The sequence below is a fragment of the Streptomyces sp. NPDC050263 genome (assembly GCF_040655955.1).
Taxonomy (GTDB): Bacteria; Actinomycetota; Actinomycetes; order Streptomycetales; family Streptomycetaceae; genus Streptomyces.
This window is the reverse complement of the sequence record NZ_JBFAKW010000030.1, coordinates 60,122-82,884: the sequence shown is the minus strand read 5'-3', so window position 1 is coordinate 82,884 and position 22,763 is coordinate 60,122. Positions and strand designations below refer to the sequence as shown.

Here is a 22,763-nt window from a genome sequence, read left to right as displayed (position 1 = left end):
TACGGGCCAGGTATTGCGTCACAACAACACCAACCCGTGCGGCTCACTCTGCGTTCCGGCTCAGACCGCGATCACTGTCGTACACCACGTCGTTAGAATCGTTGACAGTCTTGGAAGCGTCTGTGCGGCAGCATCCGAGGACCCGCTCCAGCCGAGATCACCGTTGCCGGACTGGTGGTGGCATCGGCAGGAGCTCTCTGGACCGGAAGCCAGACTATTCCCAGGTCAGCGTACCCTTCCCCGCGGTTTCAGCGGCGTGGGCGGCAGTTCCGGTGCGCGCAGTGGATCCCCGTCGTAGCCCCTCACCTCGCCGAAACGTGCCCCCTTCATCCAGTCCTCGCGCGCCTGCGTGATCTCGTCCTGAGACCGCCCGACGAAGTTCCACCACATGATCAGCTCCTCCTCGAACGGCTCGCCGCCGAGCAGCATCAGGCCCGCGTCGGACTCCGCCCGCAGGGGCAGTTCGGTGCGGCCGCAGCCGAGGTAGAGCATCGAGCCGGGGAGGACGGGGACGCCGTCCACCTCGACCTCGCCGGACATCGACAGCACGCCGTACTCGAAGTCCGGCAGCAGTGGCAGGCGGACGTCCGCGCCGCGGGCGAGCGTGAGGTCGGCGCCCACGATGGGGGTGTATGTCGTGCCGGGGGAGGCGGAGCCGTCGACGTCGCCGAGGAGCACCGTGGCCGTGAGGCCGGGGGCCGTGACCGTGGGCAGTTCGGCGTGGTGCTCGAACCGCGGGTCGGTGTGCCGGTGGGCGTCCGGCAGCGCGACCCAGAGCTGGGCGCCGTGCAGATAGCGGGCGTGCGCCTTGGGGCTCTCCTCGGAGTGGCTGATCGCGCGCCCGGAGGTCATCAGCCCGAGTTCCCTGGGCCGGATGGTCTGGAGGCTGCCGGTCGAGTCGCGGTGCAGCACTTCGCCCTCGTGCAGCCAGCTGACGGTCTGCAGGCCCATGTGCGGATGCGGCGGGACCTGCATGCCGGGCTCGTCGGCGATGTCGTCGGGGCCGTAGTGGTCGACGAAGGCCCAGGCGCCGATCATCCGCCGGCCGAGGTTCGGCAGCAGTCGGCGTACCTCGGTCGACTCGCCGAGTTTCACATGCCGGGGGCTCAGCAGCTCGCGGACGGGTTCGGCGACGACGAATCCACGGCCGCCGCAGACGCTGGGCACGGGCGCGCGGTCAAGGTTGCTCATGCGGTAAACCTAGCGCTCCGGTGCGGAGTGCGCTTCAGTCGGTGAGTGTCGCCATGAGTTCCGTGGTGGCCCGCACGATCTCGCAGTCCCGCTCGGTCAGCAGCTGGGGCAGCACGTCGCGCTGGGCGTGGACGGCGTCGCGGGCCGCCCGTTCCCAGGCCACGTAGTTGTCGGGATGGTGCAGCAGCTTGGGGTAGGCGACGGCCGTCGTCTCCCACTGCCGGGTGTCGGCGATGTTCTTCAGCAGCAGCAGGATCTGCGCGCGACAGGTCACCTCGGGGCGCCGCACGAGTTCCCAGAGGAAGGGCACCGTCACCGCCGTCGCCTCGTCGACGATGAAGCCGAACTGGCAGATCCGGCGGCGTAGTTGGCCGAGCGCCGAGCCGGCGCTGTCGGCGTCGCCCCGGGCGACCGTGGCGAGCAGGAAGGGGATGGCCGCGGCGGATCCGGTGGAGTCCTTGATCTCGGGCCACGGCACGTGTCCCAGGGCTGCTAACGGTGTGGTTCTCTTCGTGGCAGTCATCTCAGATATCAGGTGTGGGGGATCAGGGTCGGTGGTGGGTCGGCAGCATGGCCCAGACGGTCTTGCCCACGGGGGCGCGCCGGGTCCAGCCCCAGTGCTCCGAGAGGGCCTCGACGATCTGAAGCCCGCGGCCGTGTTCCAGCAGGGCGTCCGCGCTGTGCGGGTAGACGGGCAGGCTGTCGCTGGGGTCGGTGACGGCGCACACGAGGTGCGAGCGGCGCAGGGTGAGCCTGAGCCGTACGTGGAACTCGTCCGCCGACGGATGCGGGAGTGCGTGCAGGACCGCGTTGGCGGCCAGTTCCGTGACCACGACGACCGCGTCGTCGCCGCAGTGGGCCAGGGACCAGCAGTCGAGTGTGCGATGGGTGAAGTCCCGTGCCTGGGCGAATCCTTCGCGGCTGCCGGTGAGGTGCAGCGCGGCGGTTCTGGGCGAGTCGTGCACCGAAGCGGACTGGTGGCTCCGGATCTGCGCAGGTGATGACACGGGGCAGCTCCCTGAGGCGACGTCAGGACGGGGCGCCGGAAGTGCGGTTGACGGCATGGATAGTATCCACGCTGACGGTGTCCCCGTGCAATTTCACGGGAAATTGCGCGTACGAGCAAGGAGGGTGCGGTGCCTTCAGTGCCGAACGGAGTGCGGGCGAGTTCGCTGGGCGTCCGCTGGATCAAGAGCGGGCACAGCAACGCCGAGGGCAACTGTGTGGAGGTCGCGGCCCTGGACGGGGGAGGCGTCGCGATGCGCAACTCCCGTGACCCCGACGGGCCGGCCCTGGTGTACACGCCGGCCGAGATGGCCGCGTTCGTCGCCGGCGCGAAGGACGGGGATTTCGACCACCTCGTGTGAAGGTCGTGTGAGGGTGGCGCGGGGGGTGCGTGAAGGCTCAAGAGGGGCCTGACGGGTGCCCGCCGGGAGCTCGATTGCCTTGCTGCGTGCGGCCGGAGGGCTTCGGATGCGATACTGCCGTCTGTCGTCTGCCGGTCCACGGGGAGTCAGGATGTCTCTCGAGTCACCTCGCGTCTCCCGCCTCGAACCGTATCTGAACCGCGCCGAGCCCGCCCCGACCTTGCTGAAAATGCTGGTCGGAGTTCAGCTGGCGGGTATCCGGGAGGACTTCGGCCTCTCCCAGGACCAGGCCGCGCGCGCCATCGGGTTCAGCGCGGCGAAGCTGTCGCGCATCGAGGCGGGCAAAGGGCGCAGGCCGCCCGTCGAGGCGGACGTCCGTGCGCTGCTGTCGCTCTACGAGACCGACGACCACGAGGCGTCCGTACTGCTGCGGTTGCTGCGGCAGGCGGGCGAGCCGGGCTGGTGGCAGCGTTACGACAAGCGGCTGATGCCCGAGTGGTTCGACCGGCTGGTCGGACTCCAGGAGGCGGCCGTCGCGATCCGTACCTTCGAGATCCAGTACGTGCCGGGCCTGTTGCAGACCGCCGCGTACGCGCGCGCCGTCGTGGAGCGCGGGCTGCCGACGGCGACACCCCGGGAGGTCGAGCGCCGGGTCGAACTGCGCACCCGGCGCACCGAGTTGCTGCGCCGACCGGACGCCCCGCGGGTCTGGGCGATCCTCGACGAGTCGGTCCTGCTGCGGGTGCTGGGCAGCCGTGAGGTGATGCGCGAGCAGCTCGCCCACCTCGTGGAGCTGGCCGCGCTGCCCCATGTCACCGTCCAGGTCGTGCCGTTGGACGTCACGCACGCCTCGGCGCCGGCCATACCGGTCACCTACCTGCGCTTCGGCGGCTCCGATCTGCCCGACGTCGTCTATCTGGAGCAGATCAGGAGCGCCACCTTCCTGGAGGACCGGGACGAGACGGAGGAGTACCGGGTCGCACTGGACCGGCTCGCCGACGAGGCCCTCAACCCGCGTGAGTCCGTCGCCCTGTTGGAGAAGGTCGCGCGGCAGCGCTACGCCTGACGTTCCGTCGGCGGACGGCTATGCCAGACGGCTCACACCGCCGAACTCGATCCACTCCTTGGTGAGTTGACGGGGCGCCACCTCGGTGTCGGGACGCCAGGTGGAGACCTCCACCAGTCCCGGCTCGAGGATCTCCATACCCTCGAACAGTGCGGCGACGTCCTTCTCCTGGCGGACCCGGCCCCAGTGGCCCTGGGTGGCCTTGTCCATGAAGTCGGTGACGAACTCCCGGACCTCGGGGTCCTCGCTGACCAGCTGACACATCACCAGGAAGCTGCCGGGGGCGAGGCGTTCGGACACCCGGCGGACCACGGCCTGCGGGCCGTCGGTGTCGCTGTCGGGGATGCAGTGGAAGACCGAGTTGAACAGCACGGCCACCGGCTGCGAGAAGTCGATCAGGCGCTTCGTGTCCTCGTGGGCGAAGATGGCCTCCGTCTCGCGCATGTCGGCGTGGATGACGGTGGTCCGCTCGTCCTGCTCCAGCAGCGCCCGGCCGTGCACCAGCACCATCGGGTCGTTGTCGACGTAGACGACGTGCGTGCTCGGGACGATGCGCTGGGCGACCTGGTGCACGTTGTCCTGGGTGGGCAGGCCGGAGCCGTGGTCGAGGAACTGCCGGATCCCGTGGTCCCGGGCGAGGGTCTTCACGACCCGCTGGAGGAAGCGCCGGTTGTTCAACGCGAGGACGCGGGTGCTCGGGACGACCTTGTCGAGTTCCTCGCAGGCGGCGCGGTCGGCCGCGTAGTTGTCCCTGCCGCCGAGGTAGTGGTCGTACATGCGGGCGGCTGTCGGCACCGCGGCGTCGATCGACGTGGACAGCGGCTTGCCAGGTTGCATCTCTTCCCCCAGTTCCCCGCCGCGCCCCGGACCGGCACGGCCGACAACACATCCTAGGGAAACGGCAATTGGCCACACCACCCCCTTGATCGACGGTTCCCCTGAAGGTGTCGACGCGTCGCCTTGATATGGACTGCTGGTCCAGCTTCTGGACTCGTGGTCTAATGGACGGCATGGAATCCCAGGACTCCGAGCGGGACGCGATCCTGCGTGCGCTCACCCCCGTCGTCGACGGCATCGCGGCGACCTTCGGGCCGGTGTGCGAAGTGGTGCTGCACGACTACCGGCGGCCGGAGGGATCCGTCGTCGCCGTCGCCGGTGCGGTGACCGGGCGGACGGTCGGCGGGGCGATGAGCGAGATCGGGATGCGGGCCCTCGCCCGCGGCGAAGACGCCGTCGACGAGCTGAACTACGTCACCCGCACCGGCGCCGGAAAACTGGTGAAGTCGTCCACGATGCTGCTGCGCGACTCCACGGACGCGGTGTTCGGCGCACTGTGCGTCAACGTGGACGTCGGCGAGGTGGACCGGGTGCAGGGACTGCTGGCCGCACTCGCGGGCACGGCCGGAACACACGCCGACGCACCGGTGACCACCTTCGGCGACGACATCGACTCCGTCGTCGACGCCCTGCTCGACACCCATCTGCTGCGCCAGGGCCAGACCTGGGCCGGCCTTGACCGGTCACGGCGCCTGGCGCTCTTCCGGAGCCTGGACGAACGCGGTGTGTTCGCCGTGCGCCGCGCGATCGAGCAGGTCGCCGCCCGGCTCGGGATCTCCCGCGCCTCCGCCTACAGCTACCTCTCCCAGGCCAGAGCCGCACACGGAACCACCGCGAACGGCACCGACGACACCCACCAGGAGGCCCACCCGTGACCACCCCACCCGCGCCGCCGATCACCCTCGACGACGTGCGCGACGCGGCCGCCCGACTCAAGGGCGTCGCCCACCGCACGCCCGTGCTCCGCTCCCGGACCCTCGACCGGATCGTCGGCGCCGAGATCCTGCTGAAGTGCGAGAACTTCCAGCGCGTCGGCGCCTTCAAGTTCCGCGGCGCCTACAACGCGGCCTCCCGGCTGGCCCCCGAGCAGCTCGCCCGGGGCATCGCCGCCTACTCCTCCGGCAACCACGCCCAGGCCGTCGCCCTGGCCGCGCGGGAACTCGGCTCCACCGCGGTGATCGTCATGCCCGAGGACGCGCCCCGCTCCAAGCGCGCCGCGACCGAAGGGTACGGCGCCGAGATCGTGACGTACGACCGCTACACCGGCGACCGGGTGGCGATCACCGAGGCCCTGGCGGCCGAGCGGGGACTGACCGTGATCCCGCCCTACGAGCACCCGCACGTCATGGCCGGCCAGGGCACCGCCGCGCTCGAACTCCTGGAGGAGGCGGGGGAGTTGGACGCCCTGCTGGCACCGGTCGGGGGCGGCGGGCTGATCGCCGGCAGCGCCACCGCGGTCAAGGGACTGCGGTCCGGCATCCGCGTCGTCGGCGTCGAACCGGAGGCGGGGGACGACACCAAGCGGTCGCTGGAGGCGGGCCGGCGGGTCGAGATCCCGGTGCCGCGCACCATCGCCGACGGCCAGGCCCTGCACACGCCCGGCGAGCTGACCTTCTCGGTGAACCGGCGACTCGTGGACGAGATCGTCCTGGTCTCCGACGAAGAGATCCGCGCGGCCATGCGGTTCGCCTTCGAACGCCTGAAGATCGTCGTGGAGCCGAGCGGGGCCACTCCGCTCGCCGCTCTGCTGGCCGGGCGGCTCGGCGGTCTGCCCCGGCGGGTCGGTGTGATCGTCTCGGGCGGCAACATCGACACCGCCCGCTTCGCCGAGCTGTGCGGCGACGCCGTCTGAGAGGCCGGACCCCGATTGGCGGCCCCCACTGGACGGGCGGACGATGGAGGTGCGGGGTGCGGCCTCCAACCGGTGAGGCAGCGGGCCGCCGGGGGGACCGGCCCCGGCCGCGGTGAAGTGCGGCCGGAAGGGAGAAGCGTCATGCTGGAAGTGAAGACGCTCGACAAGCCGGACGAGCGGCGGGACTTTCCCCGAGGACACCTCGAAGCCGTCCACATGAGCGGACTCGACTTCGCCGTGGCGACGTTCGAGCCCGGCTGGCGCTGGTCGGAGTCGGTGGCGCCGATAGCGGGCACCAAGAGCTGCGAGGTCCACCACAACGGCTATGTCCTCCAGGGACGGCTGCACGTCAAGATGGACGACGGCGGCGAGTCCGAGCTGGGCCCCGGCGATGTCTTCGTGGTCTCGCCCGGACATGACGCCTGGGTCGTGGGCGACGAGCAGTGCATGGTGTACGACTTCGCCGGAGGCATGGCGAAGGATTACGCGAAGGCGTAGGACAGCCGGCCGGGACAGGTCTAGGGGGCTTCTGATGGATCTCCGCGGCGTCGCGTCGCCCGGCACGCACTCTCGCCCGGCACACCGAGAGCACGCACCGAACGCCGCTCCTTCTCCCACGGAGATCCATCAGAAGCCCCCTAGACCCGTACTTCGCAGGTCGCCGAAAAGGTTCGCCGCAGCGGCCTCTCAGCGTCCGATCTCGACTGGGTCGGTCCGGGACCGCTATTGCCGTAGCGGTTCCGATCGGCGAGCGATCAGCCACGACCACTTGATCTTCACGATCGGGTGACCTGCGAAGTACGGGCCTAGACCGGCAGCAACTTTCCTACCAGCACGCCGAGTTGGTGAGCGTTGCGGCACTCGTGCATCGCGACCAGCTCGGCGTACTCGGGCGCCGCCGAGTCGCCCGTGCCCCACTGCGGACGCGGCTCGGGGTTCAACCAGTGGACATGACGGGCCTGTCGGGCGATCTGCCGCAACGCCGCCAGATTCGGGTCGCTCATGTTCGTCCGCGCGTCGCCCAGCACGAAGAGCGTGGTGCGCGGCCCGACCGCCGCGCCGTACCGCTCGGCGAACTCGCCCAGGGCGACGCCGTAGTCGCTGCTGCCGTGATAGCCCGTCAGCGTCGACTCGGCCCGGATACGGGCGCCGAGGCCCTCCGGGTCGGCCGCGCCGTGTTCCAGCAGTCCCGTCACCTCGTCGATCCGGTTGACGAAGGCGAACACCCGCACCTTGCCGAACTGGTCGTGCAGCGCCTGCACCAGCAGCATCGTGAAGTCGGAGAACCCCGACACCGAGCCCGACACATCGCACAGCAGCACCAGTTCGGGGCGGACCGGGCGCCGTCGGCGCAGCACGGGCCGCATCGGCACCCCGCCCGTCGAGAGCGAGCCGCGCAGCGTGCGCCGCAGGTCGATCGTGCCCCGGGCGGCCCGGCGGCGGCGCGCGGCCATCCGGGTCGCCAGTCTGCGGGCCAACGGCTGTACCGTGCGCCGCAGTTCGGCCAGCCGGTCCCTCCCGGCATACAGGAAGTCGACCCGGTCGGCGGTCGGCGCCACCGCCCGCCGGGCGATCTCGTCCCGCCCCCGCCGCTCCGCGACCCGGCGCCGCGCCTCCCCGGCCGTCAGTGTCCGGAAGACCTCGATCCGACGCCGGATCTCGTCCTCCAGCAGCCGGTCGGTGAAGCCGGAAGCGCCGCCCCCGGCGCGGATGTCGTCCCGGACCCGCGCCAACAGCGTCTGCGGGCGCAGTCGTTCAAGGGTCTGGTACGACGACCAGCCGTCCGCGCCCGGTGAACTCCCGTATCCGCCCAGGCCGTCGACGGCCTCGACCGCCAGCCGGGCCAACATCGCCTCGTCGTCCGCGGCGAGCGCGGCTGCCAGCCGGTCCCGCAGGTCGTCCCGGTCGCCGGGCTCGCCCAGCGGCGCGCCGACCGCGCGCGGGAAGTACAGGTCGAAGACGGTGTCGAACACCCGCCGTTGGTCCGTCGAGTGCAGCAGCGTCGCGGCCAGCCCCTCGCGCAGCAGACCGCGGTCCGCGAATCCCAGCGCCGCCGCGGCCTCGGCGGCGTCGACCGTCTCACCGGTGCCGAAGCGCAGGCCGTGCGCGCGCAGCGCGGCGACGAAGCCGACCAGCCGGTCGGCGGCCTCGGCGCTCACACGGCGTCCAGGTCGAGCTTCGCACCGGCCTTGAGGATGTCGTCCTGGTGCTTGAGGATCACACCCAGGCTGTCCCGGACGATCGTCTCGTCGAGGGCGGTGGCGCCGAGCGCGAGCAGGGTGCGCGCCCAGTCGATCGTCTCGGCGACGGAGGGCGCCTTGCGCAGGTCCATCGCCCGCAGCGCACCGACCACCCGGACCACCGACTCGGCCAGCGCCGCCTCGATGCCGGGCACCTTCAGCCGGACTATCCGCCGCTCCAGCTCCTCCTCCGGGAACCCGATGTGCAGGAACAGACAGCGGCGGCGCAGCGCCTCCGACAGCTCACGGCTCGCGTTCGAGGTGAGGACGACGAAGGGGCGGCGGGTCGCGGTGACCGTGCCCAGTTCCGGGACGGTGACCTGGAAGTCGCTGAGGACTTCGAGGAGCAGTCCCTCCACCTCGACGTCGGCCTTGTCGGTCTCGTCGATCAGCAGGACGGTCGGCTCGTCGCCCCGGATCGCGGTCAGCAGCGGGCGCGGAAGCAGGAACTCCTCGCTGAAGATGTCCGTACGGGTCTCGTCCCACGTCTCGTCGCGGCCCGCGCTGATGCGCAGCAACTGCTTGGCGTGGTTCCACTCGTACAGCGCCCGGGACTCGTCGACGCCCTCGTAGCACTGCAGCCGCACCAGCCGGGCGTCTGCCACCTGTGCGACGGCCTTGGCGAGTTCCGTCTTGCCGACCCCGGCCGGGCCCTCCACCAGCAGCGGCTTGCCGAGCCGGTCGGCGAGGAAGACGGTTGTGGCGACGGCGGGGGAGGCCAGGTAGCCGGTCTCGGCGAGCCGGACGCAGACATCGTCGACGGACGTGAACAACAAGACCTCCGGGCGATCGGCACGAGCTGGACTGGGCTTGATCCGCTCACTATCTAAGCGCTTGTTCACCCGCTTTGTCATCAGCGGCCGGAGCCGTTGTCAGTGGCGCAGAGTACGTTGCGATCATGGGTGTGTATCTGGTGAGCGTGAGCGCGCAGGACTGGTCGGTGGACGGGGAGGACGGCTATGGGGACGTCGCCCGGGCGCTGAACGCGGAGTTGGCGCGGCGCGGCCTGCCGCCGTACGAAGCGGTCCGGCCCGAGGGCACGGGCTGGTTCGAGGAGAAGATGAGCCCGCCGATGGACGGCTTCGACGCGCTGAGCCGGGCCCGGCTGACCCCCGAGGAACACCAGAACCTCCTCGGCTGGACGCTCCTGGTCCCGTTCGCGCTGGAGGAGAGCCTCGAGCTGCCCTTCGGTTCCGCGTACGTGGACGAGACGGTGGTCGTCGGAGCGCCGTACGTCCTCGCCCTCGCCGAGCGGCTCGCCGAAGCGCTCGCCCTGCCGCTGGACCTGATACCGGCGACCTTCGGCAACCTCGAACTCACCCTGTGGTTCCTGGAGGGCGAAGGGGAGAAGGCCGCCGCGGCCCGACCCGGTCCCTGGACCGAAGATCTGGCCACGGCGTTCTACACGGCGGTGTACCTGCGGGCCGCCCAGTACTCCCTGCGGCACGGCTGCGCGATGACCTACTCCTGAGCCTCGGCCGACGCCACCAGGATCACCTCCAGGGTGCGCGGACCGTGCACCCCCTCCACCCGGTCCAGCTCGATGTCGCTGGTCGCCGAAGGACCGGAGATCCAGGTCAACGGGCGGGTCGGGTCGAGGCGTTCGAGAGCCTGGGGCACGGAGGAGACGACCTGGTCGGGGACCCGGACGACACAGATGTGGTGGTCGGGGATCAGGGTGATCCGGCGGCGTCCCTGGTCCGGGCCGCCGTCGAGGACGATCGTCCCGGTCTCGGCGATGCCGAGGGCGCAGCCGGTGACCACGCTCGCCACCTCGTCCAGCTCGTGGGCGGTGCTGTCCGCGCGGTCGTCCACCCGGGTCGCGTCGACCGCCGACAGCCACTGCGGCGGCAGCCCCGGCGGGGCCAGCACCTGCCGTGCACCGCGCTCGGCGAGCAACCGCCCGACGAGGTGCGGCAGTCGCTCCACGTCGGTGCGGTGCACGATCGCCCGGTAGTCCGCCAGGTTCTCCGCCAGCAGCTCCACCCTCTCCTCGACGCTCAGCTTGCCGTGCTCGCGCAGATAGTCGCGCGCGACGGCGTCCGCGTACGGGGGGTCGCCCGGCTCGACGTCGGCCAGCGCGCGCCGCACCCGGCCCAGGATCAGTTCCCTGCTGCTCACTTCGCCGTCCCCTTCTCGTCGGTGCCGCCGTTCGTGCGCTGCCACCAGTCGCGGAACGGCTCCGCGGGCACGGCCGGCAGATCCCGGGTACCGCTCCATGCCTTGCCGGGGCCAGGGAGCGTGCGGGGGTGGAGGCGGCGGGTGCGGGAGGCCAGGCGCTGGCCGGTGCGCAGGGCTCCGGGGTGGGAGAACGCCCAGCGGGCCGCGCGCATCGCCGCCCGTTCGGCCGCGTGTCCCTTGGCCGGCTTGAGGACTGTCCTGTTGCCCTCGCGGACCACCGGCCCGCCCTCGACGACCCGCTCCCGCAGGTGCACCAGCACCTCGGGGATGTCGATGGCGACCGGGCACACCTCGTAGCAGGCCCCGCACAGCGAGGAGGCGTACGGCAGCGAGGCGTCGATCTCGCTGGCGGTGCCCCGGAGCTGCGGGCTGAGGATCGCGCCGATCGGGCCCGGGTAGACCGAGCCGTAGGCGTGTCCGCCGGCCCGTTCGTACACCGGGCAGACGTTGAGACAGGCAGAGCAGCGGATGCAGCGCAGTGCCTGGCGGCCGACCTCGTCGGCGAGGGTGTCGGTGCGGCCGTTGTCCAGCAGCACCAGGTGGAAGGTCTGCGGACCGTCGCCGTCCGCGGTGCCGGTCCAGGTGGACGTGTACGGGTTCATGCGCTCTGCCGTCGAGGAGCGGGGGAGCGTCTGGAGGAAGACCTCCAGGTCCCGCCAGGTCGGCACGATCTTCTCGATGCCGACGACCGAGATCAGCGTCTCGGGCAGGGTGAGGCACATCCGCCCGTTGCCCTCGGACTCGACGACCACGAGCGTGCCGGTCTCGGCGACCATGAAGTTCGCGCCGGAGACGCCGACCTTGGCCCGCAGGAACTTCTCACGCAGGTGCAGGCGGGCCGCCTCGGCGAGTTCGGCGGGCGTGTCGGTGAGGCCCTCCGGGGCCGGACGTCCCCACTCGCTCATCTCCTGGCGGAAGATGTCCCGGATCTCGCCCCGATTGCGGTGGATGGCCGGGACGAGGATGTGCGAGGGGCGGTCGTCGCCCAACTGCACGATCAGCTCGGCGAGATCGGTCTCGTAGGCGCGGATGCCCGCTTCGAGCAGGGCCTCGTTGAGCCCGATCTCCTGCGTGGCCATGGACTTGACCTTGACGACCTCCGACTCGCCGGTCATCTTGACGAGTTGGGTCACGATGTCGTTGGCCTCGTCCGCGTCGGCGGCCCAGTGGACCGTGCCGCCCGCCGCGGTGACCGCCTCCTCCAACTGGACCAGATACCGGTCGAGGTGACGGAGCGTGTGGTCCTTGATCCGCTTGCCGGCCTCCCGCAGCTCGGCCCAGTCGGAGACCTCGGCGACCGCCTTCGCGCGCTTGGCGCGGATGGTGTGGGTGGCGTGCCGCAGATTGCCGCGCAGGGTCGGGTTGCCGACCGCCTCGCGCGCCGCCTGCGGAAACGCCGGCATCCCGACGAACGTCCCGCTCACAGGGCCGCATCCCCTTCCGTGCTCGCCAGGATCTCCGCGATGTGCACCGGCCGCATGCCGGTCTGCAGCCGGGTCATGGTTCCGCCGATGTGCATCAGACAGGAGTTGTCGGCCGCGCACAGCACCTCGGCGCCGGTCGACTGCGCGTTGCGCACCTTGTCGGCGCCCATCGCCGCCGAGACGTCGGGGTTCTTCAGCGCGAACGTCCCGCCGAAGCCGCAGCACTCGTCGGCGCCGGGCAGCTCCACCAGCTCCAGCCCCTTGACCGCCCGGAGCAGCCGCCGGGGCCGCTCCCCCAGGCCCAACCCCCGCAACCCGTGGCAGGTCGGGTGGTAGGTCACGGTGTGCGGGTAGTACGCGCCGACGTCCGTCACCCCGAGCACGTCCACCAGGAACTCGGTGAGCTCGTACGTCTTCGGGACCACCGGCGCCAACGTGGCGGCCAGGGTGTCCCCGCGCCCCTCCGCCCGGGCCCGCTCGCCCATCCGCGGATACAGCTCCCGCACCATCGCCCCGCACGACCCCGACGGCGTCACGATGGCCTCGTACTCGCCGAAGACATCGGAGAAATGCCGGGCGAGCGGCTCGGCCTCATGCCTGTAGCCGGTGTTGTAGTGGGCCTGGCCGCAGCAGGTCTGGGCCATCGGGAAGTCGACGTCGACGCCCAGCCTGGTCAGGAGTTTCACCACGGCACGGCCGGTGTCCGGATAGAGCGTGTCGTTGACACAGGTCAGGAACAGTGCGACACGCATCGCGGCTCCTAGCGGTAGATCATCGGATGAGTGCAGGGTAGACCGGCACAAGGGCCCGGGGGGAGACCCCCCCGGCTCACCGGGCGGCGAGCCGGGCCTCGGCCTCGCGCCATCGCCCGGTGCCGCCCTGCGGCTCGTAGCGCGTCAGCGGCTGGGTACGGGCGAGCAGCCGCCGGATGCCGGCGCGGTCGCCGGCCAGCCCGTGCGTCCGGGCCTGGACGAGCACATTGCCGAGCGCGGCCGCCTCCGTCGGCCCGGCCACCACCGGCAGCCCGCAGGCGTCGGCGGTGAGCTGGCACAGCAGCGCGTTGCGGGTGCCGCCGCCGACGATGTGCACGACGTCGACGGGATGGTCGGCGAGCCGCTGGGCGTCCTCGATCGCCCTTCGGTGGGCCAGCGCGAGCGAGTCGAGGATGCAGCGCGTGACCTCGCCGGGCGTTTCGGGCACCGGCTGCCCGGAGGCACGGCACGCCTCGGCGATCCGCTCCGGCATCCGCCCCGGCGGGAGGAAGACGGGGTCGGCGGCGTCCACCACGGACCGCAGCGCCGGCGCCTTGGCCGCGTCCAGCAGCAGCTCGCCCAGGTCCGGGTCGCCCCAGGCCCGTACGCACTCCTGGAGCAGCCACAGCCCCATGATGTTGCGGAGGTAGCGGACCGTGCCGTCCAGCCCCAGCTCGTTGGTGAAGTTGGCGGCGCGGCTGTCCTCGGTGAGCACGGGCGACGCCAGCTCCAACCCGGCCAGCGACCAGGTGCCGGTGCAGATGTACGCGAACCGCTCGCCGGTGGCGGGGACGGCGGCCACCGCGGACGCGGTGTCATGGGAGCCGACGGTCGTCACCGGCACCGGACCGCTCAGCCCGGTCTGCTCCAGTACCTCGGGCCGCAGCAGCCCCGCCGGGTCGCCGGGCCGGCGCAGCGGGGCGAACAGGTCGAGGTCGATGCCGAGCCGGGCGGCGATGTCGTAGGACCAGTCGCGCGTCCGGGGATCGATCAGCTGGGTCGTCGAGGCGTTGGTCAGCTCGGTGCCCTGCTCCCCCGTGAGCCAGTACGCGAGCAGGTCGGGGATGAGCAACAGCCGCCGGGCCTGCGCCAGTTGGGCCGAAGAGGCGGCGGCCGTCAACTGGTACAGGGTGTTGAAGGGCGCGTACTGAAGTCCCGTGGCCGCGTACAGCTCGGCCGCCGGAACAGTGCCCCACACCTGCTCGGCGACGCCCTCGGTCCGGGAGTCCCGGTAGTGGACGGGGTTGCCGAGCAGGGCCCCGTCGGCGTCCAGCAGGCCGTAGTCCACGGCCCAGCTGTCGATGCCGACGGAGTCCACCGGGCCGGCCGCCCGCAGCCCGTCCAGCACGCCCGCGTACAGGGCCAGCACATCCCACCGCAGCCCCTCCGGCACCCGGACGGGACGGTTCACGAACCGGTGCGCCTCGGTCAGCTCCAGCGAGTCCGGGCCGACGCGGCCGACCATGACGCGCCCGCTGGACGCGCCGAGGTCGACAGCGGCGTACGACTTCACGCCCGTCACCGCAGGAAGGCGGCCGCGACGCCGGCGTCGACCGGGACGTGCAGACCGGTGGTGTGGGTCAACTCCCCGCCGGTGAGGGCGAAGACGGCGTTCGCGACATGCTCGGGCAGCACCTCACGCTTGAGGATGGTCCGCTGCGCGTAGAACTCGCCCAGCTTCTCCTCCTCCACCCCGTACACGGCGGCGCGCCGGGCGCCCCAGCCGGCGGCGAAGATTCCGGACCCCCGCACCACGCCATCGGGGTTGACACCGTTGACGCGAATCCCGTGCTCGCCCAACTCGGCGGCCAGCAGCCGCACTTGATGGGCCTGGTCGGCCTTGGTGGCGGAGTAGGCGATGTTGTTGGGTCCGGCGAAGACGGCGTTCTTCGACGCGATGTAGACGATGTCGCCGCCCAGCCCCTGCGCGATCATCACCCGCGCCGCCTCCCGCGAGACGAGGAACGAGCCTCGGGCCATGATGTCGTGCTGGAGGTCCCAGTCCTTCGCCGACGTCTCCAGCAGCGGCTTGGAGATGGAGATCCCGGCGTTGTTCACGACGAGGTCGACCCCGCCGAAGGCGAGCGCGGCAGCCTGGAAAGCCTGCCGGATCTGCTCCTCCGACGTCACGTCGACCGTGACGGCGACAGCCTTGTCGGCCCCGCCGAGCTCCTCCGCGACGGCGGCGGCGTTCTCGCCGTTCAGATCCGCGACGACGACACACGCGCCCTCCGCGACCAGCCGACGCGCGATGGCCTTCCCGATCCCGCTCCCGGCCCCCGTCACCAGGGCCACCCGGGTGGCGAGCGGCTTGGGCTTCGGCATCCGCTGGAGCTTGGCCTCCTCGAGCGCCCAGTACTCGATGCGGAACTTCTCCGACTCCTCGATCGGCGCGTACGTCGACACCGCCTCGGCCCCGTGCATCACGTTGATGGCGTTGACGTAGAACTCGCCCGCGACCCGGGCGGTCTGCTTGTCCTTGCCGAAGGAGAACATGCCCACGCCCGGAACGAGCACGATCGCCGGGTCGGCGCCGCGCATGGCGGGGGAGTCGGGGAGGGCGTGCCGCCCGTAGTAGGCGGCGTACTCCTCGCGGTACTCGGCGTGCAGCTCCTTCAGCCGTGCGACCGAGTCCTCCACCGAGGCGCTGGGCGGCAGGTCCAGCACCAGCGGCCGGACCTTCGTCCGCAGGAAGTGATCGGGGCAGGACGTGCCGAGCGCGGCGAGCCGCGGGTGCTCGGCCCGCGCCACGAAGTCGAGGACGGCCTCGGAGTCGTCGAAGTGCCCGACCTGCGGCCGGTCCTGCGAGGCGATCGCCCGCACATACGGCGCGAGCGCGGCGGCCCGTGCCCGCCGCTCGCCCTCGGGCAGCGCCTCGTACCCGGCGAGGACGGCCCCGAACGGCTCGGCCCGGCCCTTCTCCGCCAGGAACGCCTCCGCCGTACGGATGATGTGCAGCGAGTTGCGCTCGCACTCCTCGGAGGTGTCGCCCCACGCGGTGATCCCGTGCCCGCCGAGCACACACCCGACGGCCTGCGGGTTGGCGGCCTTCACGGCGGCGATGTCAAGACCCAGCTGGAATCCGGGCCGCCGCCAGGGCACCCACACCACGGTGTCCCCGAAACATTCGGCGGTCAGCTTCTCCCCGTCGGCCGCGCAGGCGAGCGCGATCCCGGAGTCGGGGTGGAGGTGATCCACATGCGCGGCGTCGACGAGTCCGTGCATGGCGGTGTCGATGGACGGGGCCGCCCCGCCCTTGCCGTGCAGGCAGTAGTCGAACGCGGCGACCATCTCGTCCTCGCGCTCGACCCCCGGGTAGACGTCGACGAGCGCCCGCAGCCGATCCAGCCGCAACGCGGCGAGCCCCGCCGCGGTGAGCGTCCCGAGATCCCCACCGGACCCCTTCACCCACATCAGCTCGACGTCCCCACCCGTCACGGGGTCGGTGTCGGCGCCCTTGGCGGACGTGTTCCCGCCGGCGTAGTTGGTGTTGCGCGGATCAGCGCCGAGCCGATGGGATCGGGCAAGGAGGGCGGCGGCTTCGGGGTGGGTGGTCATGCAGATTCCTTACTTCTCGAACGCGGGTGAGGGGGGCGCCCCGAAAGGGGCGCGGGGAACTGCGCGACCAGCCACAACGGGCCCGCAGTCCGCGACGAACAGGTCCCGGCAGACGCTTACGCCCCCCACCCCGCCTGTTCCCCACCGACCCGCTCGGCAACGATCTTCTCCGCCCACCCGGACCGCCGGTAAGCAGACATGGGCTCGGGGTCCAACCCCATCTCCTCCCGCACTTCACGAAGCAACGGCCGCACATCCGTGTTGTACGCATCCATCAGCGCTGCGTTCGCCTCCAGCACATCCCCGCAAGCCTGAGCCGCAGCCAACGCCGACCGGTCGACCAGCAGCGCCTTCGCCGTGGCCTCCTGCACGTTCATCACGGACCGGATGATCGCCGGAATCTTCGCCTCGATGTTGTGGCACTGATCGAGCATGAAGGCGACATCGGGCGTGTAGCCGCCGCCCCGGATCACCTCGTACATGATCCGGAACAGCTGGAAGGGATCGGCGGCCCCCACCATGAGGTCGTCATCGGCGTAGAACCGCGAGTTGAAGTCGAACCCGCCGAGCTTCCCCTCCCGCAGCAGCGTGGCGACGATGAACTCGATGTTGGTCCCCGGCGCGTGGTGCCCGGTGTCGACCACGACCTGCGCCTTCGGGCCGAGCTTGAGACAGTGCGCGTACGCGGTGCCCCAGTCCGGGACGTCCGTCGCGTAGAAGGCCGGCTCGAAGAACTTGTACTCCAGCAGCATCCGCTGCCCGTCCCCGAGCCGCTCGTACACCTCGGCCAGCCCCTCCGCCAGCCGGTCCTGCCGCTCGCGGATGTCGTCCTGCCCGGGATAGTTCGTCCCGTCGGCGAACCACAGCTTCAGATCGGCGGAGCCGGTCGCGTCCATGATGTCGACGCACTCCAGCAGATGATCGAGCGCCTTGCGCCGGACCGCCGCCTCGGGGTGGCAGACGCTGCCCAGCTTGTAGGCGTCGTCCTGGAAGGTGTTGGAGTTGACGGCCCCCAGCCGCACGCCCCGGTCCTCGGCATGTTTCGCAAGTGCGGAGTAGTCCTCCACCTTGTCCCAGGGGATGTGCAGCGCCACGGTCGGGGCCACGCCGGTGAACGCGTGCACCTGCGCCGCGTCGTCCAGTTTCTCCTGCGGGGTGCGCGGGACGCCCGCTTGCGCGAACACCTTGAAGCGGGTCCCCGAGTTCCCGTACGCCCACGACGGCGTCTCGACGGCCTGGGTCTTCAGCGCGGCCTTCACCGCGGAGAGGTCGGTCACTTCGGGCTCCTGAGACATCGGTCCGGAACAGCTCCCGGATGAAACGATTCAGAACGGGAAGCTATGAGGCCGTCGGAGGAGTGTCAACCCCTTCGTCCAGGACCGTTGCCCGTGACTCCAACGTGACCTTCGGCTATCGAAAACTTTTCGAGACGGACCCATTGACGTGACATGCCCCCCATGCCTAACGTCCCGGCAATCCAGTTGAAACCTTTCACGACGTCGTGACGGCCCCCCGGTTCCGGGTGGGAACGCTTCGCGGACGTCGTCGAGGAGCCACCCATGACCCACCCGTCCGACACGGGAGCACCCCCGGTGCTGGCACTGAAGGACGTGACCAAGTCCTTCGGGGCCGTACGCGCCCTGCGGGGCGTCTCCCTGGAGCTGTTCCCCGGTGAGGTGCACGCCCTCGCCGGGGAGAACGGCGCGGGCAAGTCGACCCTCATCAAGACCCTTGCGGGGGTGCACCGACCCGATGCCGGTCGGGTGCTGCTCGACGGTGAGCCCGTCGCCTTCCACGGTCCCGGCGACGCCCGCGACGCCGGCATCGCCGTGATCTACCAGGAGCCCACGCTCTTCCCCGACCTTTCGATCGCCGAGAACATCTTCATGGGCCGCCAGCCCCGACGCGCCCTCGGCCGTATCGACCACAAGGCCACCCACGCGGCGACCGCCGCTCTGATGAGCCGCCTGGGCGTCGACCTCGATCCCGACCGCCCGGCGCGCGGGCTGTCCATCGCCGACCAGCAGATCGTCGAGATCGCCAAGGCGCTCTCCTTCGACGCCCGCGTCCTGATCATGGACGAGCCGACCGCCGCCCTCACCGGCAGCGAGGTCGCCCGTCTCTTCGGGGTCGTGCGCACGCTGCGCGAACAGGGCGCGGCCGTGCTCTTCATCTCCCACCGGCTGGAGGAGATCTTCCAGATCTGCCAGCAGGTCACGACCCTGCGCGACGGCGCCTGGATCGCCAGCGAGCCCGTCGAGGGCATGACCGAGGACGATCTGGTCCGCCGGATGGTCGGCCGCGACCTCGACGAGCTCTACCCCAAACAGGACGTCACCCCGGGCGAGGTCGCTCTCGGCGTGCGCCGGCTGACCCGCGAGGGCGTCTTCACGGACGTCTCCTTCGAGGTCCGGCGCGGTGAGATCGTCGGCCTCGCCGGACTCGTCGGCGCCGGGCGCACCGAGGTCGCCCGGGCGGTCTTCGGCATCGACCGCTGGGACGCCGGGGAGGTCTTCGTGGACGGCCGCCGGCTCACCAACGGCGCTCCGTCGGCCGCGATGTCCGCGGGCCTGGCCCTGGTTCCCGAGGACCGGCGGGCCCAGGGCCTGGTGATGGACATGTCCATCGAGCGGAACATCGGCCTCACCGGCCTGCGCACGACCGTCAAGGCCGGTCTGATGGACCGCGGGGCCGAGCGCAGCCGGTCCCTCGACTGGGCGGTCAAGCTCCAGGTGAAGTACGCCCGGATCGCCGACACCGTCAACACGCTGTCCGGCGGCAACCAGCAGAAGGTCGTCCTCGCCAAGTGGCTCGCCACCGGGCCGAAGGTGCTGATCGTCGACGAGCCGACGCGCGGCATCGACGTCGGCACCAAGGCCGAGGTGCACCGGCTGCTGAGCGAGCTGGCCGCCGACGGGGTCGCCGTCCTGATGATCTCCTCCGACCTGCCCGAGATCCTCGGCATGGCCGACCGTGTGCTGGTGATGCACGAGGGCCGGCTCACCGCAGAGATCCCCCGTACCGAAGCCACCGAGGAAACCGTGATGGCCGCAGCCACCGGGAGGGCCGCCGCATGACGGTGACCACGCCCCACGAGGCGCCCGTCGCCGAGGCGCCGAAGTCCAGCGGCACCCGGCTGGTCGACCGCGTCTTCAGGATGCGCGAACTCGCCATCCTGGCCGTCTTCCTGGTGATGATCGCCGTCACCCAGGCCGGCAACAGCGAGTTCCTGTCCGAGCAGGGCATCAAGGACCTGCTGCTGAACGCGACCATCCTGGTGCTGGTCGCCACCGGTCAGTCCCTGGTCGTCATCACCCGCAACGTCGACTTGTCGGTCGGCTCCACCCTCGGCATCTCCGCCTTCGCCGCGGGCACCTATCTGCACGGCGGCGGCAACCCGGTGATCGCGATCGTGCTGGCGGTCCTGACGGGCGTCGGCTTCGGGCTCCTCAACGGCCTCCTCGTCAGCCTCGGCCAGGTGCCCGCCCTCGTCGTCACCCTCGGCACGCTGTACATCATCCGCGGCATCGACTCCATCTGGGTCGGCTCCCGCCAGATCACCGCGGCCGACCTGCCCGGCTCCTTCGTCGACTTCGGCTCCGGCGGCCTCTCCGCCGTGCCCTACCTCGCCCTGATCGCCGTCGCCGTCCTGGTGGCAACCGCCTACTACCTCAAGCACTTCGGCAGCGGGCGCGAGCTGTACGCGCTCGGCTCCAACCCGGAGGCCGCCCGTCTCGCCGGCATCCCGGTCCGCAAGCGGATCCTCGTCGCCTACACCTTCTGCGGCGGCCTCGCCGGCCTCGCCGGGGCGATGTACCTGGCCCGGTTCGGCAACGTCGACTCCAGCACCGCGAACGGCTACGAACTCACCGTCGTCAGCGCCGTCGTGGTCGGCGGAGTCGTCTTCACCGGCGGCTCCGGCAGCGTCTACGGCGCGGCCCTCGGCGCGCTCCTCCTCACCTCCATCAACAGCGTCCTGCCCGCCCTCGGCGTCAGTTCGGTCTGGGTGCTCGCCATCAACGGCGTGCTGCTCCTGCTCGCCATCGCCGTCGACCGGGTCGTGGCGGTGCGGGTGGCCTCGGCCCTGAAGAAGAAGTCGGCCGCCGCCAGGACCACCACGGCCCCCGAGAAGACCACCGTCAAGAAGGGAGACGCGGGCCATGCCTGAGTCGCTCACCCGCGCCGTCCGCTGGGACACGGTCGTCGGCGCCCTCCTGATCGTCCTGCTGCTGTTCTCCTTCTCCTTCGTCGACGGCTTCGGCAACGCGCTGAACCTGTCCTTCCTGATCGGCAACACCCTGCCGATCGCGCTGATCGCCCTGCCGATGACCCTCCTGGTGGTCTCCGGCGAGATCGACCTGTCGGTGGCCTCCACGGCCGGTCTGTCCGGCGCGGTCATGGGCGCCCTGTGGAACCAGGGCCTCACCATCGAGGCGATCATCCCGATCTGCCTGCTGCTCGGCGTGGTCTGCGGGCTGATCAACGGTCTGCTCGTGACCCGCCTGGGCCTGCCCTCGCTCGCCGTCACCATCGGCACCCTCGCCGCCTACCGGGGCATCGCACAGATCGTGCTCGGCGCCGACGCGGTGACCGACTTCCCCACCCAGTACCTGGACTTCGCGGCCGGCCGGGTCGGCGACAGCTTCCTCCCGCAGGCCTTCCTGCCCTTCGTCGTGCTCCTCGCGATCGCCGTGGTCGTGCTGCACGCCACCCCGTTCGGCCGCTCCGTGTTCGCCACCGGCGCCAGCGAGGAGGCCGCCCGGTTCGCCGGCATCCGCGTCAAGCGGCAGAAACTGATCCTGTTCACGGTGACCGGCCTGATGGCCTCCCTCACCGGCGTCTTCTGGGCCCTGCACTACGCCAGCGCCCGCTACGACAACGCCACCGGCCTCGAACTCTCCGTCATCGCCGCCGTGTTGCTCGGCGGCATCGACTTCGACGGCGGCAAGGGCACGCTCGGCGGCGCCATCGCCGGCGTCTTCCTGCTCGGCGCGCTCCAGAACGTCATGAGCCTCCAGGACGTCTCCGCACAGTCGCAGATCGTCGTCACCGGCGTTCTGCTCGTCGTCTCCGTGCTCGGCCCCCGGGTCGCACGGCAGATCTCCGTCGCCAGGGCAGGGCGTAGAGCCGCAGCCTCGACCCCGACGGCCTGAGAAACAGTCCTCCTCAGCCCTCCTCGTAAAGGATCGACACCACCATGCGCAAGTCATCCCTCCGCCGTGCCTGTGCGGTTCTCGCCGTCGTCTCCTCCCTCTCGCTCGCCGCGACCGCCTGCGGCGGCACCACCAAGGAGGACGTGAAGAACGAGTCCACCGGCTCGGCGGCCTCCGGCGGCAAGGCCGACCCCAACGCGGCCACCAAGAAGGGCCTGACCGTCGGCTTCCTGCCGAAGCAGGTCAACAACCCGTACTTCACCTCCTCCGACAAGGGCGGCGAGGCGGCCCTCAAGGAGCTGGGCTCCAGCTACAAGGAGGTCGGCCCGTCCAGCGCCACGGACACCTCGGGGCAGGTGTCGTACGTCAACACCCTGACCCAGCAGCAGGTCGACGCGATTGCCGTGTCCGCGCAGGACCCGGGCGCCCTGTGCACCGCGCTCAAGCAGGCCATGAGCAACAAGATCAAGGTCGTCACCTACGACTCGGACACCAACCCCGAGTGCCGCAACGCCTTCGTCTCGCAGGCGTCCGCCGAGGACCTGGGCCGCACCGAGGTGCAGCTGCTCGCCGAACAGATCGGCTACAAGGGCGAGATCGCGATCCTGTCCGCCGCGCAGACGGCGACGAACCAGAACACCTGGATCGACTTCATGAAGGACGAGCTCAAGGACGCCAAGTACAAGGACGTCAAGCTCGTCAAGGTCGCGTACGGCAACGACGACGCCCAGCAGTCCTTCCAGCAGACCCAGGGACTGCTCCAGGAGTACCCGAACCTGAAGGGGATCATCTCCCCGACCACCGTCGGCATCAAGGCGGCCGCCCAGTACCTGTCGGGCTCCAAGTACAAGGGCAAGGTCAAGCTGACCGGCCTCGGCACCCCGAACGACATGCGCAACTACGTCAAGAACGGCACCGTCGACGCCTTCGAGCTGTGGGACCCCTCGAAGCTCGGCGCGCTGGCCGCGCAGACGGCCGTGGCGCTGGTCTCGGGCCAGATCACCGGCAAGGAGGGCGAGACCTTCAAGGCCGGCGGCACCACGTACACCATCGGCAAGGACGGCGTGATCAGCCTCGGCAAGCCGACCGTGTTCGACGCCAAGAACATCGACCAGTTCAACTTCTGACCCTGGAGCGGTACT

22 protein-coding genes are annotated in these 22,763 nt (G+C 70.7%); 10 read left to right on the top strand and 12 right to left on the bottom strand.

Annotation, left to right across the window (positions count from 1 at the left end; all coding sequences use genetic code 11):
• Positions 1-225: 225 nt before the first annotated feature.
• Genes AB0J04_RS16605 through AB0J04_RS16595 form a run of 3 tightly spaced genes read right to left on the bottom strand, consistent with a single transcriptional unit; the run spans position 226 to position 2,198 of the window.
• Positions 226-1,191, bottom strand: coding sequence for a pirin family protein (locus AB0J04_RS16605; protein WP_363169139.1), 966 nt, complete (start codon positions 1,189-1,191; stop codon positions 226-228).
• A 34-nt stretch (positions 1,192-1,225) separates the two neighbouring features.
• Positions 1,226-1,714, bottom strand: coding sequence for a hypothetical protein (locus tag AB0J04_RS16600; protein ID WP_363169137.1), 489 nt, complete (start codon positions 1,712-1,714; stop codon positions 1,226-1,228).
• Between the two features lie 22 nt (positions 1,715-1,736).
• Positions 1,737-2,198, bottom strand: a complete 462-nt coding sequence (locus AB0J04_RS16595) for an ATP-binding protein (protein WP_363169136.1) — start codon at positions 2,196-2,198, stop codon at positions 1,737-1,739.
• 129 nt (positions 2,199-2,327) lie between these two features.
• On the opposite strand from AB0J04_RS16595, the gene AB0J04_RS16590 reads away from it, so the two are divergent.
• Positions 2,328-2,558, top strand: coding sequence for a DUF397 domain-containing protein (locus tag AB0J04_RS16590; RefSeq protein WP_363169135.1), 231 nt, complete (start codon positions 2,328-2,330; stop codon positions 2,556-2,558).
• A 151-nt stretch (positions 2,559-2,709) separates the two neighbouring features.
• Positions 2,710-3,624, top strand: coding sequence for a helix-turn-helix transcriptional regulator (locus tag AB0J04_RS16585; RefSeq protein ID WP_363169134.1), 915 nt, complete (start codon positions 2,710-2,712; stop codon positions 3,622-3,624).
• An 18-nt stretch (positions 3,625-3,642) separates the two neighbouring features.
• Here AB0J04_RS16585 and AB0J04_RS16580 read toward each other — a convergent pair whose 3' ends face one another.
• Positions 3,643-4,461: an SAM-dependent methyltransferase gene (locus tag AB0J04_RS16580; RefSeq protein WP_363169133.1), complete on the bottom strand. Its 819-nt coding sequence runs from the start codon at positions 4,459-4,461 to the stop codon at positions 3,643-3,645.
• A 173-nt stretch (positions 4,462-4,634) separates the two neighbouring features.
• On the opposite strand from AB0J04_RS16580, the gene AB0J04_RS16575 reads away from it, so the two are divergent.
• The 3 genes from AB0J04_RS16575 (at position 4,635) to AB0J04_RS16565 (ending at position 6,811) form a co-directional block, all read left to right on the top strand.
• A complete protein-coding gene (locus AB0J04_RS16575) occupies positions 4,635-5,336 on the top strand; it encodes a PAS domain-containing protein (protein ID WP_363169132.1) in 702 nt (233 codons plus the stop codon).
• On the top strand, positions 5,333-6,313 hold the full coding sequence (locus AB0J04_RS16570; RefSeq protein ID WP_363169131.1) for a pyridoxal-phosphate dependent enzyme: 981 nt from the start codon (positions 5,333-5,335) through the stop codon (positions 6,311-6,313). The genes AB0J04_RS16575 and AB0J04_RS16570 overlap by 4 nt, the downstream gene beginning before the upstream one ends.
• 141 nt (positions 6,314-6,454) lie before the next feature.
• The gene (locus AB0J04_RS16565) at positions 6,455-6,811 is read left to right on the top strand and encodes a cupin domain-containing protein (RefSeq protein ID WP_363169130.1); all 357 of its coding nucleotides are present in this window, start codon (positions 6,455-6,457) and stop codon (positions 6,809-6,811) included.
• A gap of 308 nt (positions 6,812-7,119) precedes the next feature.
• Here AB0J04_RS16565 and AB0J04_RS16560 read toward each other — a convergent pair whose 3' ends face one another.
• A complete protein-coding gene (locus AB0J04_RS16560) occupies positions 7,120-8,472 on the bottom strand; it encodes a VWA domain-containing protein (RefSeq protein WP_363169128.1) in 1,353 nt (450 codons plus the stop codon).
• On the bottom strand, positions 8,469-9,326 hold the full coding sequence (locus tag AB0J04_RS16555; RefSeq protein ID WP_363169127.1) for a MoxR family ATPase: 858 nt from the start codon (positions 9,324-9,326) through the stop codon (positions 8,469-8,471). The genes AB0J04_RS16560 and AB0J04_RS16555 overlap by 4 nt, the downstream gene beginning before the upstream one ends.
• A gap of 125 nt (positions 9,327-9,451) precedes the next feature.
• Between AB0J04_RS16555 and AB0J04_RS16550 the strand changes: the two genes are divergently transcribed.
• Positions 9,452-10,024 (top strand): hypothetical protein, encoded by a 573-nt coding sequence (locus AB0J04_RS16550; protein ID WP_363169126.1) that lies wholly within the window; start codon positions 9,452-9,454, stop codon positions 10,022-10,024.
• On the opposite strand, the gene AB0J04_RS16545 is transcribed toward AB0J04_RS16550, so the two are convergent.
• From AB0J04_RS16545 to rhaI, 6 genes are all read right to left on the bottom strand, one after another.
• Entirely contained in the window at positions 10,015-10,674 is a 660-nt protein-coding gene (locus tag AB0J04_RS16545) for a lactate utilization protein C (RefSeq protein ID WP_363169125.1), read from the bottom strand. The two genes, AB0J04_RS16550 and AB0J04_RS16545, sit on opposite strands and share 10 nt — an antisense overlap.
• Positions 10,671-12,158: a LutB/LldF family L-lactate oxidation iron-sulfur protein gene (locus AB0J04_RS16540; protein WP_363169124.1), complete on the bottom strand. Its 1,488-nt coding sequence runs from the start codon at positions 12,156-12,158 to the stop codon at positions 10,671-10,673. Before AB0J04_RS16540 ends, AB0J04_RS16545 begins: the two co-directional genes overlap by 4 nt.
• Positions 12,155-12,910 (bottom strand): (Fe-S)-binding protein, encoded by a 756-nt coding sequence (locus AB0J04_RS16535; protein ID WP_363169123.1) that lies wholly within the window; start codon positions 12,908-12,910, stop codon positions 12,155-12,157. Before AB0J04_RS16535 ends, AB0J04_RS16540 begins: the two co-directional genes overlap by 4 nt.
• Positions 12,911-12,986: 76 nt before the next feature.
• Entirely contained in the window at positions 12,987-14,423 is a 1,437-nt protein-coding gene (locus AB0J04_RS16530) for a rhamnulokinase family protein (protein WP_363169122.1), read from the bottom strand.
• 5 nt (positions 14,424-14,428) lie between these two features.
• Positions 14,429-16,468 carry a bifunctional aldolase/short-chain dehydrogenase gene (locus AB0J04_RS16525; protein ID WP_363169121.1) on the bottom strand — a complete coding sequence of 680 codons (2,040 nt, stop codon included), beginning with the start codon at positions 16,466-16,468 and terminating at the stop codon, positions 14,429-14,431.
• 116 nt (positions 16,469-16,584) lie between these two features.
• The gene (gene rhaI, locus AB0J04_RS16520) at positions 16,585-17,745 is read right to left on the bottom strand and encodes an L-rhamnose isomerase (protein ID WP_363169120.1); all 1,161 of its coding nucleotides are present in this window, start codon (positions 17,743-17,745) and stop codon (positions 16,585-16,587) included.
• Between the two features lie 282 nt (positions 17,746-18,027).
• Between rhaI and AB0J04_RS16515 the strand changes: the two genes are divergently transcribed.
• Genes AB0J04_RS16515 through rhaS form a run of 4 tightly spaced genes read left to right on the top strand, consistent with a single transcriptional unit; the run spans position 18,028 to position 22,748 of the window.
• Positions 18,028-19,545: a sugar ABC transporter ATP-binding protein gene (locus AB0J04_RS16515; protein ID WP_363169119.1), complete on the top strand. Its 1,518-nt coding sequence runs from the start codon at positions 18,028-18,030 to the stop codon at positions 19,543-19,545.
• Positions 19,542-20,636 (top strand): ABC transporter permease, encoded by a 1,095-nt coding sequence (locus tag AB0J04_RS16510; protein WP_363169118.1) that lies wholly within the window; start codon positions 19,542-19,544, stop codon positions 20,634-20,636. Before AB0J04_RS16515 ends, AB0J04_RS16510 begins: the two co-directional genes overlap by 4 nt.
• Entirely contained in the window at positions 20,629-21,621 is a 993-nt protein-coding gene (locus AB0J04_RS16505) for an ABC transporter permease (RefSeq protein ID WP_363169117.1), read from the top strand. The genes AB0J04_RS16510 and AB0J04_RS16505 overlap by 8 nt, the downstream gene beginning before the upstream one ends.
• Positions 21,622-21,665: 44 nt before the next feature.
• Positions 21,666-22,748: a rhamnose ABC transporter substrate-binding protein gene (gene rhaS, locus AB0J04_RS16500; RefSeq protein ID WP_363169116.1), complete on the top strand. Its 1,083-nt coding sequence runs from the start codon at positions 21,666-21,668 to the stop codon at positions 22,746-22,748.
• Positions 22,749-22,763: the final 15 nt, after the last annotated feature.